Genomic DNA, 14369 nt, shown 5'->3' with positions numbered 1-14369 from the left:
CTCCGGGGCGCGCCCTCGATCACGTGATCGCGCGCGCCCCGGTCGACGACTTCAGCGGTCGTCCCGCTCTCCGGCGGTGCTCCCGGTCATCGCCGCGACCAGGTCGTCGGTGGTGACCTCGTCGGCGCGCAGCCGGGCCGCCCGGCGGCCGAGCCGGAGCACCTCGACCCGGTCGGCGATCTCGAGCACCTGCGGCATGTTGTGGCTGACCAGCACCACCGACATGCCGGCGTCGCGGGCCCGCCGGACGACGTCGAGCACCCGCCCGGTCTGGACCACGCCGAGCGCCGCGGTCGGCTCGTCGAGGATGACCACGTTCGTCGCCCAGATGATGGCGCGGGCCACCGCGACGCACTGTCGCTGCCCACCCGACAACATCGCGATCGGGGTGGTGACCCGGGGGATCCGCACACCCAGTTCGTCGAGAGCCGCGGCGGCGCCCTGCCGCATGGCGCGCTTGTCGAGCAGACCCAGCCGGCCGAGCGGCCCGGAGCGCAGGATCTCCCGACCGAGGTAGAGGTTGGCGGCCACGCTGAGATCGTCGGCGACGGCGAGATCCTGGTAGACCGTCTCCACACCCGCACGCCGGGCGTCGACAGGCGTGGAGAACTGGACGGGACGACCATCCACCCGGATCTCGCCCTCGTCGGGCGGGTGCACACCGGACAGCGTCTTGATCAGGGTGCTCTTGCCGGCGCCGTTGTCACCGATCAGCGCGACGACCTCGCCCCGGTGGACCGTGAAGTCGGCGCCGCGCAGCGCCTCGACGTGCCCGAACCGCTTGACGATGCCACGGGCTTCGAGGACCGGAGGATCCTCGGAGGTCGGTTGCGTGTCGCTGTCGGCGGTTGCCGTCGGGGTCGTGCCCATCACTGCACCGGGGGGTTGGCGCAACTCGGCTCGAGCACCGCCTTGATCTCCGCGGAGTCGATGTTCTCCTTGGTGACGAACGTGACGCCGGTGTCGGCCGATGCCAGCGGGGCCTTGTCCCGCAGGTGCTTGACCATCTTGTCGACGCCGAAGTAGCCCATCTTGAACGGGTTCTGCACGACCAGCGCCGAGATCTGACCGCTGCGCACCCCGGCGATCTCGTCCGGGGCGGCGTCCCACCCGATGATGACCACCTTGCCGGACTTCCCGGCCGCCTGGATGGCCTGCGCGGCGCCGAGCACGCTCGGCTCGTTGGCCGCGAAGATGCCGGCGAGGTTGGGGTTGGCGGTGAGGATGTTCTCGGTGACGCGCCGCGCCTCGTTGACGTCGCTGCGGCTGGGCTGCTGGCCGACCAGCTTCAGGTTGGGATACTGGGCGAGGCCGGCCTTGAAGCCGTCCACGCGCTCGGTGTTGGTCTGCGATCCCGGCTGGAACTCCACGAGCGCCACCTGGTGGTTGCCGGGGCCGAGTTCGGTGGCGAGCAACTTCGCCGCCTCGGTGGCCGACGCGCGGTTGTCGGTGGCGAACAGCGGCACGCTCGACGGTTGCGGGCTGGTGCCAGAGTCGATCATCGCGACCGGGATCTTCGCGGCGAGCGCCTGGTCGGTCGCGGGCGCCAGCGCGCTGGAGTCGGTCGCCGCGTAGACGATGCCGTCGACCTTCTTGGTGACGAAGTTCTGGATCAGGTTGACCTGGCCCTCGACATCGGTCTCGGTGGTCACCCCGTCCCACTGCACGGTGACGTCGCCCGCGCGTTGCGCGGCGCACTCCGCGCCCGCCTTCACGGTGTTCCAGTAGTCGGCGCCGACGGCCTTGGGCACGACGGCGAGCTTCAACGGGCCGCTGGCGTCCTTCGTCGCGCCGTCGCCCCCGTCGCGGACCTCGACCCCGCCGCAGGCGCTGAGCAGAGCGGTCGCCGCGGCCGCGGCCAGAACCGCCCGTACGCCCAGGATCGACCGTCGCGTCCGCCGGCTGGTGGTGGTGTGCGCCATGGTGTGTGTCCTTCCTCGTTCGGAGTCTCGGAATGGCATGTCAACCCCGTGATTCCAGCCGCCGGCGGCGGTACTGGTCGAAGTAGACGGCGGCCCAGATGATCAGGCCGACGATCACCTGCTGGTAGTGGATGCTGATGTCGAGCAGGACAGCGCCGTTGCGCACCAGGGCGATGAGGAACGCGCCGATGATGGTCCCGACGATCCGGCCCTGACCACCGAACAGACTGGCGCCGCCGATGACCGCGGCGGCGATGACATCGAGCTCCAACGAGATCCCGTAGTTGGGCTGGCCGGAGTTGACGCGGGAGGCGGCGATCATGCCGCCCAGCCCGACCAGCACACCCGCCAGCACGTACACCCCGGTCAGGTGACGCCCCACCCGGACCCCGGAGCGGCGAGCCGCCTCCAGGTTGGAGCCCATCGCGTAGGTGTACTGACCGAAGCGGGTCTGGGAGAGCAGGAAGGCGACCCCGACCGCGACCAGGACGGTGATCAGCACGGCGAACGGGATGCCGAGGATCTCGCCGTTGCCGAGCAGCTGGAAGGATCGGGGCAGGCCGTAGACGCCGACCGCGCCGGTGATGATGAAGACCAGACCGCGGCCCACGGACATCGTGCCCAGTGTCGCGATGAACGGCGGGATCCGGGCCACGGTCACCAGCAGCCCGTTCAGCAGACCGGCAAGCGCGCCGACGCTTATCGCGACCACGGTCGCCGCCCAGAGCGAGAAGCCGAGATCGCGCACGACCATCGCTCCCACGACGCCGGCGAGCGCGGCGACCGACCCCACGGACAGGTCGATGCCCTTCGTGATGATGACCATCGTCTGCGCCGTGGCGATGATGGCGATCACCGCGGTCTGCGCTCCGATGTTGAAGAGATTGTCCGCGGTCAGGAAATAGGGACTGGCGAAGGTCAGCGCGACGAACAGGACGACGAGCGCGGTGGCGGCGGTCAACTCGGAGACGGCGTGGGAGATCCGTTCGCGGAACCAGTCGCTGAGTTCGCCGCGCTGCGTGCCGGCGGATGCCTCGACGGTGCTCATCGTCGGATCTGACCTCCCCAACCGTGGCGCCAGCGCGGGACGGGGGAGTCCCCGACGAGCCGGCAACCTCTGACCCACCGAACCTCCCGGCAGGGTACGTGAGCTTGTGCCCACGTACCCGTCGAGATAGGTCGGATGTTTCCCTCGATCAGGCGTTACCTTGCCACGCATTGACTCATGTTGCCAAGGTCTTACGGGAGTGTTGTCGTCGTTACCCGGCTCGGCCACGGCATACGTCAGACCAAACCGCCGCTCCTCGGCAGGGCCGGCCCGAGGTGCGGCCGGTCAGTCCGCGCGCCGCCGCGAGGTCAGGCCGGGTCCAGCCGGTACGCCCGGCGGGCCGTCTCCCGCCAGATCGCCGCCCGCTCGTCGTCGCCCAGCGGGCCCAGCAGCTCGGTGAGGGCCTCGACCCAGCGCGGGTACGAGGACGCGAGCAGAGACACCGGCCAGTCGGAGCCGAACATCAGCCGGTCCGGGCCGAACGCGTCGAGTGCGTGCTCGACCGCGGGCCGAAGGTCCGCCGTCGTCCAGGAGGGGCCGTCCACCTCGGTCACCAGACCGGAGAGCTTCGCCGTCGTGTTGGGCTCGGCAGCGAGCGCCCGCAGGTCGCGCGGCCAGTCGCCGAGGCCGGCGTGCCCGAGCGAGGGCTTGCCGAGGTGGTCCAGGACGAACCGCATCTCGGGCAGGTCGCGGACGAGCCGGGTCGCCGCCGGCAGCTGGTGGTCGCGTACCAGCAGGTCGAAGGCCAGGCCAGCGGCACCCACCGCGGCGATGCCCCGCCGGATGTCCGGGCGGTCGAGGTACGCCGGGTCGGGCTCGGACTGGACGAGGTCGCGGATGCCCACCAGTCGCTCTCCGCCGCGCGCCGCCCGGAGCCGGTCGAGGCGATCAGCGACGTTGTCGGCAGTGAGGTCGACCCAGCCGACGACGCCAGCGATGAGGGGATCGTCGGCCGCGATGCCCAGCAGCTCGGGCGTCTCCGTCCGGGCTGCGATGGACTGCACCACGACGGTCTGGGTGACTCCGGCGGCTCGGGCCACCGGGGCGAGATCGAGCGGGGTGAAATCGTTGTCGATCGCGGCCATGGTGTGCGGATCGATCCAGGGCTGCGGGTGCCGTGCGCGGACCCAGAGATGATGGTGCGCGTCGACGATGCCCCGGTCCGACGCGGCCTCGGTGCTCGTCATCGAACATGTCCTGGCGTGCTCACGTGCTCTCCCCCACCCCGCCCAGTCATTGGTCAGACGTCCGGGTCGACTCGATGTTCCAGAACCGATCCGGCAGTTTGACCATGTTAGCGGTAACAGGAGGCCTGCGGGGCCGCCAAATGGGTGCTTCAGCGCAACCAAGCATCATATCTTTAGAATTCAAACTTGTCGATACCACTACTCACCGTGGACTGCCGCCCTGCTCACGGGCTCGGGTTGACCGCCTGCGGCGACCCCGATACCGTCGACCCACTATCTGCGGCGACGCGAGGGAAGCCGGTGTGAATCCGGCGCGGTCGCGCCACTGTAAGCGGTCCCGACCCAATGGGGCCGCGAGCCAGGACGCTCGCTCGTCCGCAGCCTTGCGATGGGGACGCGTCATCCCCGGGGAGGTTCGTGTCTGATGTCTACTTCCACGTCCAGCCAGCCGTTGGTGCACCCCGCTGGCAACACGCGTCTGCTGTGGACGGTCCTCGCCACTGTCGTCCTGCTCAGCCTGCTGGCCTACCTCGTCGCCTTCGATCAGGGAGCGGTCTCGCGCAGCGGGACGTACCTGCACGAGCTGATGCACGACGGCCGGCACCTGCTGGGTGTCCCGTGCCACTGACGTCGGCCACCGCCCCGTCGTTCGTCACCGTCCTCGTCCGCGGATTGCTTGCCGGCCTGCTCGCCGGCCTGCTCGCCGGGGTGTTCGCCTATGTCGCCGGCGAACCGCGCGTCGAGGCGGCCATCGCGATCGAGGAGGCGGCGACGCACGCCGAGCCCGCGACCGGTGGGCACGACCACGAGGACGCCCTGGTCAGCCGGACCGGCCAGCGCGGAGGCCTGTTCCTGGCCACCAGCCTCTTCGGCGCCGCGATGGGTGGCCTGCTGGCCACGGCGTACGTCCTGCTGTCCCGCCGGAGGCGGACCTACGACGACGGCCGCTCGGGCCTGCTGCTGGCCGGCGCGGCGCTGCTCGGCGCGGTGATCGTGCCGTTCCTGAAGTATCCGGCGAACCCGCCGGCCGTCGGCGACCCGGCCACCATCAACCAGCGCACCGTCACCTACCTGCTGATGGTGGTGCTCGGCCTGGTGGCGGTGTGGGCCGGCTCCCTCGGCTATCGGGCGGTCGGCAACACGGCGCCGCTGTGGCAGCGCGCCGCCGCGGCCGCCGGCGGGTTCCTGCTGGTCGCCGTGGTGTCCTATGTGGTGATGCCCTCCTTCCAGGAGGTTCCGGCGGACTTCCCGGCGACCCTGCTGTGGGACTTCCGGCTGGCCTCGCTCGGCACTCAGGTGGTGCTCTGGACCGGGATCGGCCTGGTGTTCGCGGCCCTGATGCACCGCGACCTGCGCCGCCGGACCGCCACCGCACTGCCGAGCAGGTGACCGCCACCAGCCTCCGGCTGGTCGCCCACGGTCACACCGCCGCCCTGCGTCGGGCCCGCTTCGGTGGGCCCGACGACGGTCTGGACGAGGGGGGCCTGCGCGCCGCCCGCGCCCTGGCCCACGCCGGAGCGGACCGACCCGGGCGCCTGAGCGCCGGCACCGCCTGCCTGTCCAGTCCGGCGGCGGCGGCCACCCAGACCGCCGACGCCCTCGGCCTGCTGCCCACCATCGAGCCGGCGTTGGCCGACTGTGACTACGGCGACTGGACCGGACGGGCACTCGAGGAGATCGCCGCCGAGCAGCCGCGGGCGCTGCACGAGTGGCTGTCCGCACCGGACCGCGCGCCACACGGGGGCGAGTCGGTCACGACGGTGCGGGACCGGGTCGGTCGCTGGCTGGACGGGCAGCGCACAGCCGGCGGGCGGATCGTCGCGGTGACCCATCCGCTGGTTCTCCGGGTCGCTGTCGTCCACGCCCTCGACCTGCCGGTGTCGACGTACCGACAGGTGGACGTGGAACCGTTGGCGATCGTCCGGCTCACCAGCCAGGGCACGCGCTGGCACCTGCGGCTGGGCTCCTGAGGTCACCCCTCGCGACCGGGCGGGGCGGACTCGTGGAGACGGCCCACCGATGGTCGGGAACCGAGTGGATCACGGTGCGGCGATGCCGGCCGGGGCTCACCGATACTTCCGGCCACCTTTCCGGATCAATGCGCCTGTCGAGATGGCGGCCGGCCTGATCGACCGATGATCGAGCCCGTTGCTTCCCGGGGCTTCTGCCAGTAGAGCACGGGGTGGAGCTCGGAGCGGTGCCACTGCCTTGTTCCGGAGGACTACCGGAACTTGTTGACGCACCGGAAATCCCGCTGTAATACTCCGATCCATCGAGGTCAATGCGATCGGCTTCGCGACGGATTCGGTTGGCCTCCCCACTCACCCACACCCGACCGGACCGCGCCGCCCCGTTCCAGGCGCGTCCGGCCCGCGAGAAGGGGCATCAGATGAGCAAGGTCTCCCCCGGCCCGGCCCTGCGGTCGAGGCGTTTGCGCGCGGCACTGGCCGTCCTCGCCACCGCCGTCGCGGCGTGCGGCGTCGTCCTCGCCGCCACCTCGGCCCCGTCCAGCGCCGCCTCCTGCAACGGCTACGTCGGCCTCACCTTCGACGACGGACCGACCGGCAGCACCGGCGCGCTGCTCAACGTGCTGCGCGGCAACGGCGTACGGGCCACGATGTTCAACGTCGGGCAGAACGTCCAGAACAACCGCTCCGCGGCGCAGGCGCAGGTGTCCGCCGGCATGTGGGTCGCCAATCACAGCTGGAACCACGCCCACATGACCTCGATGAGCCAGTCGCAGATGCAGTCCGACCTGTCCCAGACCAGCTCGGCGATCCAGTCGGCCACCGGCGTCCGACCGCAGTTGTTCCGTCCGCCGTACGGGGAGACCAACGCCACCCTCCAGTCGGTCGCGTCCTCGCTCGGCATGCGCCAGGTGATCTGGGACGTGGACTCACAGGACTGGAACGGCGCGAGCGTCAGCCAGATCGTGTCCAACGCGAGCCGCCTCCAGGCCGGTCAGGTCATCCTCATGCACGACGGGATCCAGAACACCCGCGACGCGATCCCCCAGATCATGGCTAACCTGACCAGCCGCAACCTGTGCCCCGGCATGATCTCGCCGTCCACCGGTCGCGCGGTCGCGCCCGACGGCACGACCCCGCCGCCCAGCACCGGCACGCCGCCGCCCAGCACGGCGACCCCGCCCCCCGGCACCGGCGGCTGCACCGCGACGGCGACGACCACGAACGTCTGGGGCGACAGGTACAACACGTCGGTGACGGTCAGCGGCGCCAGCACGTGGAGCGTGGTGGTGGCGATCACCGCGCCGCAGCGCGTCTCCACCGTCTGGAACGGCAACGCCACCTGGGACAGCAGCGGGACGGTGATGACCATGCGGTCCAACGGCAGCGGCAACACCTTCGGCTTCACCACGATGACCAACGGCAACAGCAGCGCCCGTCCGCAGGTCCGCTCCTGCACCGCGGGCTGACCGCACCGGGCCGATCCGGTGTCGGCGGGTGCCCGGCGCTCTCCGGGCACCCGCCGATTGTGTCGGTGGCGGTCGTTAACGTGTGGGCACTGTCGCCGCGCCGGCCCGCCCAGGTCGGTCGCTGACCCCCCGGAGGCCCTCATGTCCCAGGAGACGACCTACCTCGAACTGTCCGAAGTGGACGGTGCGCACAAGTTCTACGAGGTCATCGTCGACAACGCCACACTGACCGTGCGCTACGGCCGGATCGGCGACCAGGGGCAGGTCAAGGCCAGCGCCTACCCGGACAACGCTCGGGCCCGAGCGGCCGCGGCGAAGAAGATCGGCGAGAAGGTCCGCAAGGGCTACGCGCCGGCGGTCCCGGGCGTGCGACAGAAGCGCAGCGTCTCCCGGCGGCAGATCGTCAGCACCCGCTCCACCGCCCACACCGCCCCGGTGCTCTGGCGCTACGACTCCGGCGCTCCCGCCTTCGGCATCTTCGTCGACGGGCGGCACTGCATGGTCGGCAACGAGCACGGTGTGATCACCACGCTCGACCACGACGCCCGGGTGCGCGGGCAGGTCCGCCTTCCCGACGGGGTGAAGTGCATCGTCGCCGACGACGCCTGGATCTACGCCGGCTGCGACGACGGCAACGTCTACGACCTCTCCGGCAAGGTGCCCCGTGTGGCGTACGCGATCGCCCCGGAAATCGACATCTACTGGCTGGACATCCACGACGGCGTCCTGGGCGTCTCGGATGCCGACGGCGGGATCACCGCCGTCGACCACGAGGACGAGTTCCTGTGGCGCAGGCCCGGGCGGGGGCGTTCGGCCTGGATGGTGCGGTGCGACGACGACGCCATCTACCACGGCCATTCGCGGGGGGTGACCGGATACGAGTGGCGTACCGGCCAGGAGCTGTGGCACACCAGCACCGGCTCGGTGCTGTTCGGCTGGCAGGAGCGGGGCAGCGTGTTCGCCGGGACCAGCACCCGCGAGGTGGTGCGGCTGTCCAAGGCCGGTCGACCCGAGGGCAGCTACCGGTGCGACGCCCCGGTGTTCTCCTGCGCCACGGCCGAGGGCGGCCGCTACGTCTTCGCCGGTGACAGCCAGTCCTCGATCTACTGCTTCGACGCGGACGGCACCCGGCTGTGGAAGCTCGGCACCGGCTGCGGCTCGGCGTATTCGATGCAGTACCACGACGACCGGCTCTACGTCGTCACCACCGGCGGTTACCTGGCCTGCATCGACGCGAGCGAGCCGGCGATCCGGTCGGCCCAGGCCGGGGACGTGCCCGAGGTGCGCGACGTCAAGGCCCCCCGCCAGGCGCCACTGCCGGTGCAGCCGACGATCGTCGAGGTGACAAGCGACTCGGGCGCGGGCGTGGTGGTGCAGTGCCTGGACGATCGGGGCCGGCTGCGGGTCCAGGTGCTGTCCGACGGCTACCGACACGACTGGTCCGTGCAGTTCCCCAAGGGGATCCGCGAGCCGGGCGCCCGCTACCTGGTGACCGAGGTCCGCGAGTCCAGCCGGGGCGGGTTCTACCGGGCGTTCGGCGACATCCGCCGCCTGCGCTGACTGTCGGTCGCGGCCGTCGCGCCGGCACACCGACGGGACACCGGCCGGCCTCGCCGGTGTCATAGGGTGCCGGCATGGCGCAACCCGTCCGGGCCGAGGGCGGGGGCGACGGGGCCTGGTGGGCCGCCCCGCCCATGCGGCGGGTGAGTCACCTCCCGGCCGTCGACCCCGAGGTGCTGCGGGTGGCACTCGACCCGTTGCCGCCGGCGGCGCCGACGGTCGTGCACTTCCGACCCACGACTGTGGGTCCGCTCGTCGACCTCGTGGACGATCTCCTCGACCAGTTGGACACCGCGGCGCTCGCCATGTTCCCCAGTTGGCTGGCCGGCGCGGACCGGTTCGAGAGCGAGGGCACGCTCGGCGTGGCGGCGGTACGCGCCCTCGCGGCCCACGCGGCAGCCCGCTCCCGACACTTCGGCCCGTTTCTCGTCGACCTCGCCGAGCGTGCGCTGCGCGGTCCGCGCCGACCCGCCGGCCGGTCCCACTTCGCCCCGGGGGTACGCGCCGCCGGGCTCGCCCGCGTACTCGCCGAGGCGTACGACCGGGAGGGCTGCGTACTTGTCATCGCCCTGCCCGACCTGGGCGCGGATGCCGAGCGGACACTCGTGGCCGCCGCCGAATGGCTCGTGCGGCACGGCGGCTTCACCGTGTGGTTGGCCGGCGGGCCGCTATGCCACGCCGACCGGGTGCGGTCGGTGCCGATGCTGGTGCCGGCGCGATTCGCGGAGTTGGCCAGCTCGACCGACCGTCCGCCGGCCACGTCCGCACAGCGGGGCCCGACGGTGCTGGCCTGGCCGCCGATCGCGGGCGTGCCGCGTGGTGACAGCGCGGCCGAGCAGGCACTGGAACGCGCGCTCGCACCGCACGACTGGGCGCGGGGCCGGCGGTGGAACCACACCTACGAGTGGCATCCGCTGGGTGCGTCGTACCGGCTGGATCTCTTTTGGCCCGTCGAGGGTCTTGCGGTCGAGGTGGACGGCCCGGAGCATCGTGGGCGAATCGCTTTCGCCAACGATCGGCGGAGGGACGTGCAGCTGCAACTCCTCGGGCTGGACGTGCTCCGCTTCACAAACGAGCAGGTGCTCACCGACGCGCCGGCGGTGGTCGACGGGATCCGTCGGCTGCTGGCCCGGCGACGCGCCGACGGCACGCACACCCATGGAGATGAGAGATCATGACCAGCCCGGCGGACGTCCCGCACCTGACGCCGAACCAGATCAACGCCCTCGTGGTGCTGATGGTCGAGGCGCGCCGAGTCACAAACGTCGAGCTGAAGGAGCTGGCCGGTTTCACGCTGACCGGCCAGGACAACAAGAAGCTCGTCGACCTGGGTCTGGTGGAGACCGATCGGACGCACCGGCCGTTCGCCCACGAGCTGACCGACGAGGGCTGGCGGGTGATCCGTCACCTGCACACCTCCACCCCGCCGAAGCAGGGCGGCTCCACCACCCGGTCGCTGTTCGTCGTGCTGTCCAACCTGCACCGTTCGCTGGACCGGCTCCGCGTCAGCCACGGCGACTTCTTCAAGCACACGGAGGCAACGGCCCCGGCGACCAGCGAGCCGCGACACGAAGCACCGGCGCCCGCAGCGGCGGCGGCACCCACGGCGGCAGCACCCGCAGCGGCGACACCGGCCTCTCCGGCGGAGGTGGAGGCGCTGGTTCGGGCGGCGTACCGGGAACTGGCCGCCGCGCCGGGCGACTGGGTCGGCCTCGCCGATGTCCGCGACCGGCTCGTCGACACCGACCGGGCGTCCCTCGACGCGACGTTGCGGGCGATGGTCGGCCGGGCGGACGTCCGCATCATCCCGGTGGCGAACACCAAGTCGTTGACCGCGCGGGACCGCGCCGCGGCCGTTCGCATCGGGAACGAGGACAACCACGCCCTGGCGATCGGCCCGGCATGATCTCGGACGACCAGCGGGCCGCGCTGGAAGCGGTGAGTCTCAACCCGGCGGTCACCCCGGACGACGTCTGGAGACCCAGCCCGCACAACGTGCCGGAGCTGCACGAGAAGGTGGCCGCGGAGATCCTGCGCGGGGTGGCGCGGGCCCGCACCGACGACACGAGCATGCCGCTCGGCGTGGCCATGCAGGGCCGCGCGGGTGCCGGGAAGACGCACCTGCTCGGGGCGGTACGCGAGCGGATCCAGCGTGACGGCGGCTACTTCTTCCTCGTCGACATGGTCAGCGGAAAGACGTTCTGGGAAAGCGTCGCCCTGGCCCTGGTGGAGGGCATGGGCCGCGCCCACGTCGGCTGGGGCACCCAGCTGAAGACCTTCCTGCGCCGACTCACCCCGCAGCTCGGCCTGCCGGTGGAGGTCCGCGACGCGGTCGCCGGTGCCCGACCGGTGACCCGTGCGCAGCTCGACGCCTTCATCTGGGCACTGCGCGCCCGTGACCGGGAGGTCGGGCGGGACGCCCAGGACACCGCTCGGGCGCTCGTCCTGCACGGTGCCATCGACTTCGAGGCACAGGACGTGGGGTACGCCCACCTCATCTCCGAACCGGGCGACCCGGCCGCGCGGGCGGCGTGGGGGTTGAGCGGCGCCATCCGCCCCCCGCAGCAGATCGTGCAGGACATCTCCCGGCTGATGGCCCTGACCCTGGACCCCACGGTGATCGCCGTGGATCAGCTCGACACGCTGTTCGCCCAAACCAGCACCTCACTGCTCAACCAGCACCAGGGGCTGGAGGACGGGCAGGCCAAGGTGCTCGGTCCGATCGCCGACGGCCTCCTCAAGCTCCGCGACATCACCCGTCGTACGCTCGTCGTCGTCTCGTGTCTGCCGGACACCTGGGTGCTGATGACACGTACCGTGCCCACTCCGGTCGGTGACCGCTTCCGGGCGGCGACCCTGCCCGACCGGATCCCCACCCCGGAGATCGGGCAGGCCATCGTGGCGAAGCGCCTCGCCGCCGCGTTCGGGGGTCCGCGTTTCGTGCCACCCCACCCCACCTGGCCGATCTCCCCCGCCGCCTTCGCCGACGCGCCCACCCTGACGCCGCGCGCACTGCTGCGCCGGGTGGACCGGCATGTGGCCTGGTGCCGTGACCACGACGAGGTGGTCGAACTCGACCGACTCATCGACGGCACCGACTCGACGCCGACGGCGGGCACCGTGCGCGGGGCGGCGGCGGACCCGACGACTGTCGAACGCAGCCTGCGCGAGTTGGACGAACGGTTCGCCGAACTGGTCGAGGCCGCGGATGTGTCGGCCGCCGTCGACCCGGCTGGCGAGGACGAGCACATGCCGCGGCTGCTCGCCGCCGGCCTGGCCGCCTGGATCGCCGAGCAGGCGCCGAGCGGGGCCACCTACAAGTACGATCCCCCGCCGGGGCGCAAGCCCGCTCTGCACGGTCGGTTGATCGAGGTGCTCGACGAGGCTACCGAGAACGAGGCGCACTGGTGCTTCCGAGCCGTCGCGCACCCGAACGCCATCGCGGTGACGGCACGAGTCAAGGCCGCCTGCACGCTCGCCGGACTGGATCGGGACCTACCCCAACGGCGACTGATCCTGCTGCGCAACGGCGGGTGGCCGACCGGCAGGCGTACCACCGAGGTGTTGACCGGCTTCGACGCGGCCGGCGGCGTGCGGCGCGGGGTGCCGGAGGCGGACCTGCGGGTCTTCGCGGCACTGCGGGTGCTGTCGAACGAGCCGTCCACGGCCCTGCAGGAGTGGCTGGTGTCGCGTCGTCCGGCCAGCGGCACCGAACTGTTCCGGGCGGTCCTGCCCGGCCCCGAGCAGCCCCGCGACGACGCACCGCCGGCAGGTCCCGACGACGGGCTGCCGCCGCCGCGAGGTCCCGAACCTCCGTGGGGTGGTGCCGAGCCTCCGCCGGGTGGCACCGCGCCTCCGCCGGGCGGCGAGGCCGGCCCGACCGGCGCGCCGGTCGACGACGGGACCGGTGGGCGGTCGACAGCTCCGACCGCCGTGGCCGGACCCGCCGACTCCGGCGACCTCGCGGTCGACGCCAACGGTGCGACCATCGGGCTCGGGCGGACGGTCGACGGCGGCCATCCGTTCACAGTGGCCCTGGAATCGTTGCGCCGACACACAGTCGTGTTCGCCGGGTCTGGTTCGGGCAAGACGGTGCTCATTCGTCGACTGGTCGAGGAGTGCGCCCGCGAGGGAGTCTCCGCGATCGTGCTCGACCCCAACAACGACCTCGCCCGGCTCGGTGACGCGTGGCCCCAGCCGCCGAGCGGCTGGGACCCCGGCGACGCCGAACGCGCCACCGACTACCTGGCACACACCGAGGTGGTGGTGTGGACGCCCCGCGTCACCGCCGGTCGGCCGCTGAGTTTCCAACCACTGCCCGACTTCACCTCACTGCGGGACTGGCCCGACGAGTTCGACCAGGCGGTCCGTTCCGCCGTGGAGGCGCTCGCGCCCCGCGCCGGCGTCGATCGGTCGAGCAGGCTCGCCCAGCAGGGCAAGGCCGTCCTCACCGAGGCCCTCCAGGCCTACGCGCGAAGCGGGATGGTGGGTCTGCCCGGCTTCACCGAGTTCCTCACCGACCTGCCCGAGGGGGTCAGTCGGCTGGCCCGCGCCGGAAAGCTCGCCGAGGAGTTGGCCGAGGCGCTCAAGGCGGCGATGGTGACCGATCCGCTCTTCGGTGGGGTCGGCGCACCTGCCGATCCGGGGCTGCTGCTGACTCCCTCGCCGGGGCGGCGTGCCCGGGTGTCGGTGATCAGCTTCGTCGGCCTCACCTCCGACCACCAGCGGCAGAGCTTCGTCAACCAGTTGCAGATGGCCCTCTTCGCCTGGATCAAACGGCATCCGGCCGGGGACCGGCCGTTGGGTGGGCTGTTCGTGATGGACGAGGCGCAGACGCTCGCCCCGTCGACCGGCACCACGGCCTGCACCGCCAGCACGATCGCGCTGGCCTCGCAGGCCCGCAAGTACGGGCTCGGGTTGGTCTTCGCCACCCAGGCGCCCAAGGGTCTGCACAACCAGATCTCCGGAAACGCGACGACGCAGTTCTTCGGGCTGCTCAACGCGCCCGCGCAGATCGACGCGGCCCGGCAGCTCGCCGAGGCCAAGGGTGGGCGACTTCCGGACATCGGCTTGCTCGACAGCGGCGAGTTCTACGCCGCCGGGGAGGGATTCTCGTTCGTCAAGGTCCGTACCCCGCTGTGCCTGACCCACCATCCGAGGGCGCCGTTGACTCCCGAGGAGGTCGTCGCCCGCGCCCACCCGGCTGGGTAGCCTGA

At 71.6% G+C, this 14369-nt stretch carries 12 protein-coding genes and 1 riboswitch; of the genes, 8 read left to right on the top strand and 4 right to left on the bottom strand.

Translation table 11 applies throughout. From position 1 onward, the window contains the following. Positions 1 to 51: 51 nt before the first annotated feature. The 4 genes from ACPXBU_RS02205 to ACPXBU_RS02190 form a co-directional block, all read right to left on the bottom strand. Complete coding sequence (locus tag ACPXBU_RS02205; protein WP_393368696.1) at positions 52 to 870, bottom strand: ATP-binding cassette domain-containing protein; 819 nt, start codon at positions 868 to 870, stop codon at positions 52 to 54. Continuing rightward, positions 870 to 1922, bottom strand: coding sequence for an ABC transporter substrate-binding protein (locus tag ACPXBU_RS02200; RefSeq protein ID WP_393368693.1), 1053 nt, complete (start codon positions 1920 to 1922; stop codon positions 870 to 872). The genes ACPXBU_RS02205 and ACPXBU_RS02200 overlap by 1 nt, the downstream gene beginning before the upstream one ends. A 40-nt stretch (positions 1923 to 1962) precedes the next feature. Continuing rightward, positions 1963 to 2970 (bottom strand): ABC transporter permease, encoded by a 1008-nt coding sequence (locus ACPXBU_RS02195; RefSeq protein ID WP_393368691.1) that lies wholly within the window; start codon positions 2968 to 2970, stop codon positions 1963 to 1965. A gap of 308 nt (positions 2971 to 3278) precedes the next feature. After that, on the bottom strand, positions 3279 to 4157 hold the full coding sequence (locus ACPXBU_RS02190; protein ID WP_425755999.1) for an amidohydrolase family protein: 879 nt from the start codon (positions 4155 to 4157) through the stop codon (positions 3279 to 3281). Between the two features lie 292 nt (positions 4158 to 4449). Then, a riboswitch (cobalamin riboswitch) is annotated at positions 4450 to 4524 on the top strand. 57 nt (positions 4525 to 4581) lie between these two features. Here ACPXBU_RS02190 and ACPXBU_RS02185 point away from each other — a divergent pair. From ACPXBU_RS02185 to ACPXBU_RS02150, 8 genes are all read left to right on the top strand, one after another. Beyond that, the gene (locus ACPXBU_RS02185; protein ID WP_393368685.1) at positions 4582 to 4785 is read left to right on the top strand and encodes a CbtB domain-containing protein; all 204 of its coding nucleotides are present in this window, start codon (positions 4582 to 4584) and stop codon (positions 4783 to 4785) included. Further along, on the top strand, positions 4776 to 5546 hold the full coding sequence (locus ACPXBU_RS02180; protein ID WP_393368682.1) for a CbtA family protein: 771 nt from the start codon (positions 4776 to 4778) through the stop codon (positions 5544 to 5546). The genes ACPXBU_RS02185 and ACPXBU_RS02180 overlap by 10 nt, the downstream gene beginning before the upstream one ends. Beyond that, a complete protein-coding gene (locus ACPXBU_RS02175; protein ID WP_425755996.1) occupies positions 5543 to 6127 on the top strand; it encodes a histidine phosphatase family protein in 585 nt (194 codons plus the stop codon). The genes ACPXBU_RS02180 and ACPXBU_RS02175 overlap by 4 nt, the downstream gene beginning before the upstream one ends. A 419-nt stretch (positions 6128 to 6546) precedes the next feature. Then, a complete protein-coding gene (locus ACPXBU_RS02170; RefSeq protein ID WP_425755994.1) occupies positions 6547 to 7593 on the top strand; it encodes a polysaccharide deacetylase family protein in 1047 nt (348 codons plus the stop codon). A 141-nt stretch (positions 7594 to 7734) separates the two neighbouring features. Continuing rightward, complete coding sequence (locus ACPXBU_RS02165; protein ID WP_393368676.1) at positions 7735 to 9153, top strand: WGR domain-containing protein; 1419 nt, start codon at positions 7735 to 7737, stop codon at positions 9151 to 9153. Positions 9154 to 9227: 74 nt separating this feature from the next. After that, positions 9228 to 10331: an endonuclease domain-containing protein gene (locus ACPXBU_RS02160; protein WP_425755991.1), complete on the top strand. Its 1104-nt coding sequence runs from the start codon at positions 9228 to 9230 to the stop codon at positions 10329 to 10331. Further along, positions 10328 to 11059, top strand: coding sequence for a hypothetical protein (locus ACPXBU_RS02155; protein ID WP_425755990.1), 732 nt, complete (start codon positions 10328 to 10330; stop codon positions 11057 to 11059). The genes ACPXBU_RS02160 and ACPXBU_RS02155 overlap by 4 nt, the downstream gene beginning before the upstream one ends. Beyond that, positions 11056 to 14364 (top strand): ATP-binding protein, encoded by a 3309-nt coding sequence (locus ACPXBU_RS02150; RefSeq protein ID WP_425755988.1) that lies wholly within the window; start codon positions 11056 to 11058, stop codon positions 14362 to 14364. Before ACPXBU_RS02155 ends, ACPXBU_RS02150 begins: the two co-directional genes overlap by 4 nt. Positions 14365 to 14369 lie beyond the last annotated feature (5 nt).

The organism is Micromonospora sp. DT231, assembly GCF_049847025.1.
Lineage (GTDB): Bacteria > Actinomycetota > Actinomycetes > Mycobacteriales > Micromonosporaceae > Micromonospora.
Note: the sequence above shows the minus strand (reverse complement) of the source record. Positions and strands in the feature narration are given on the sequence as shown.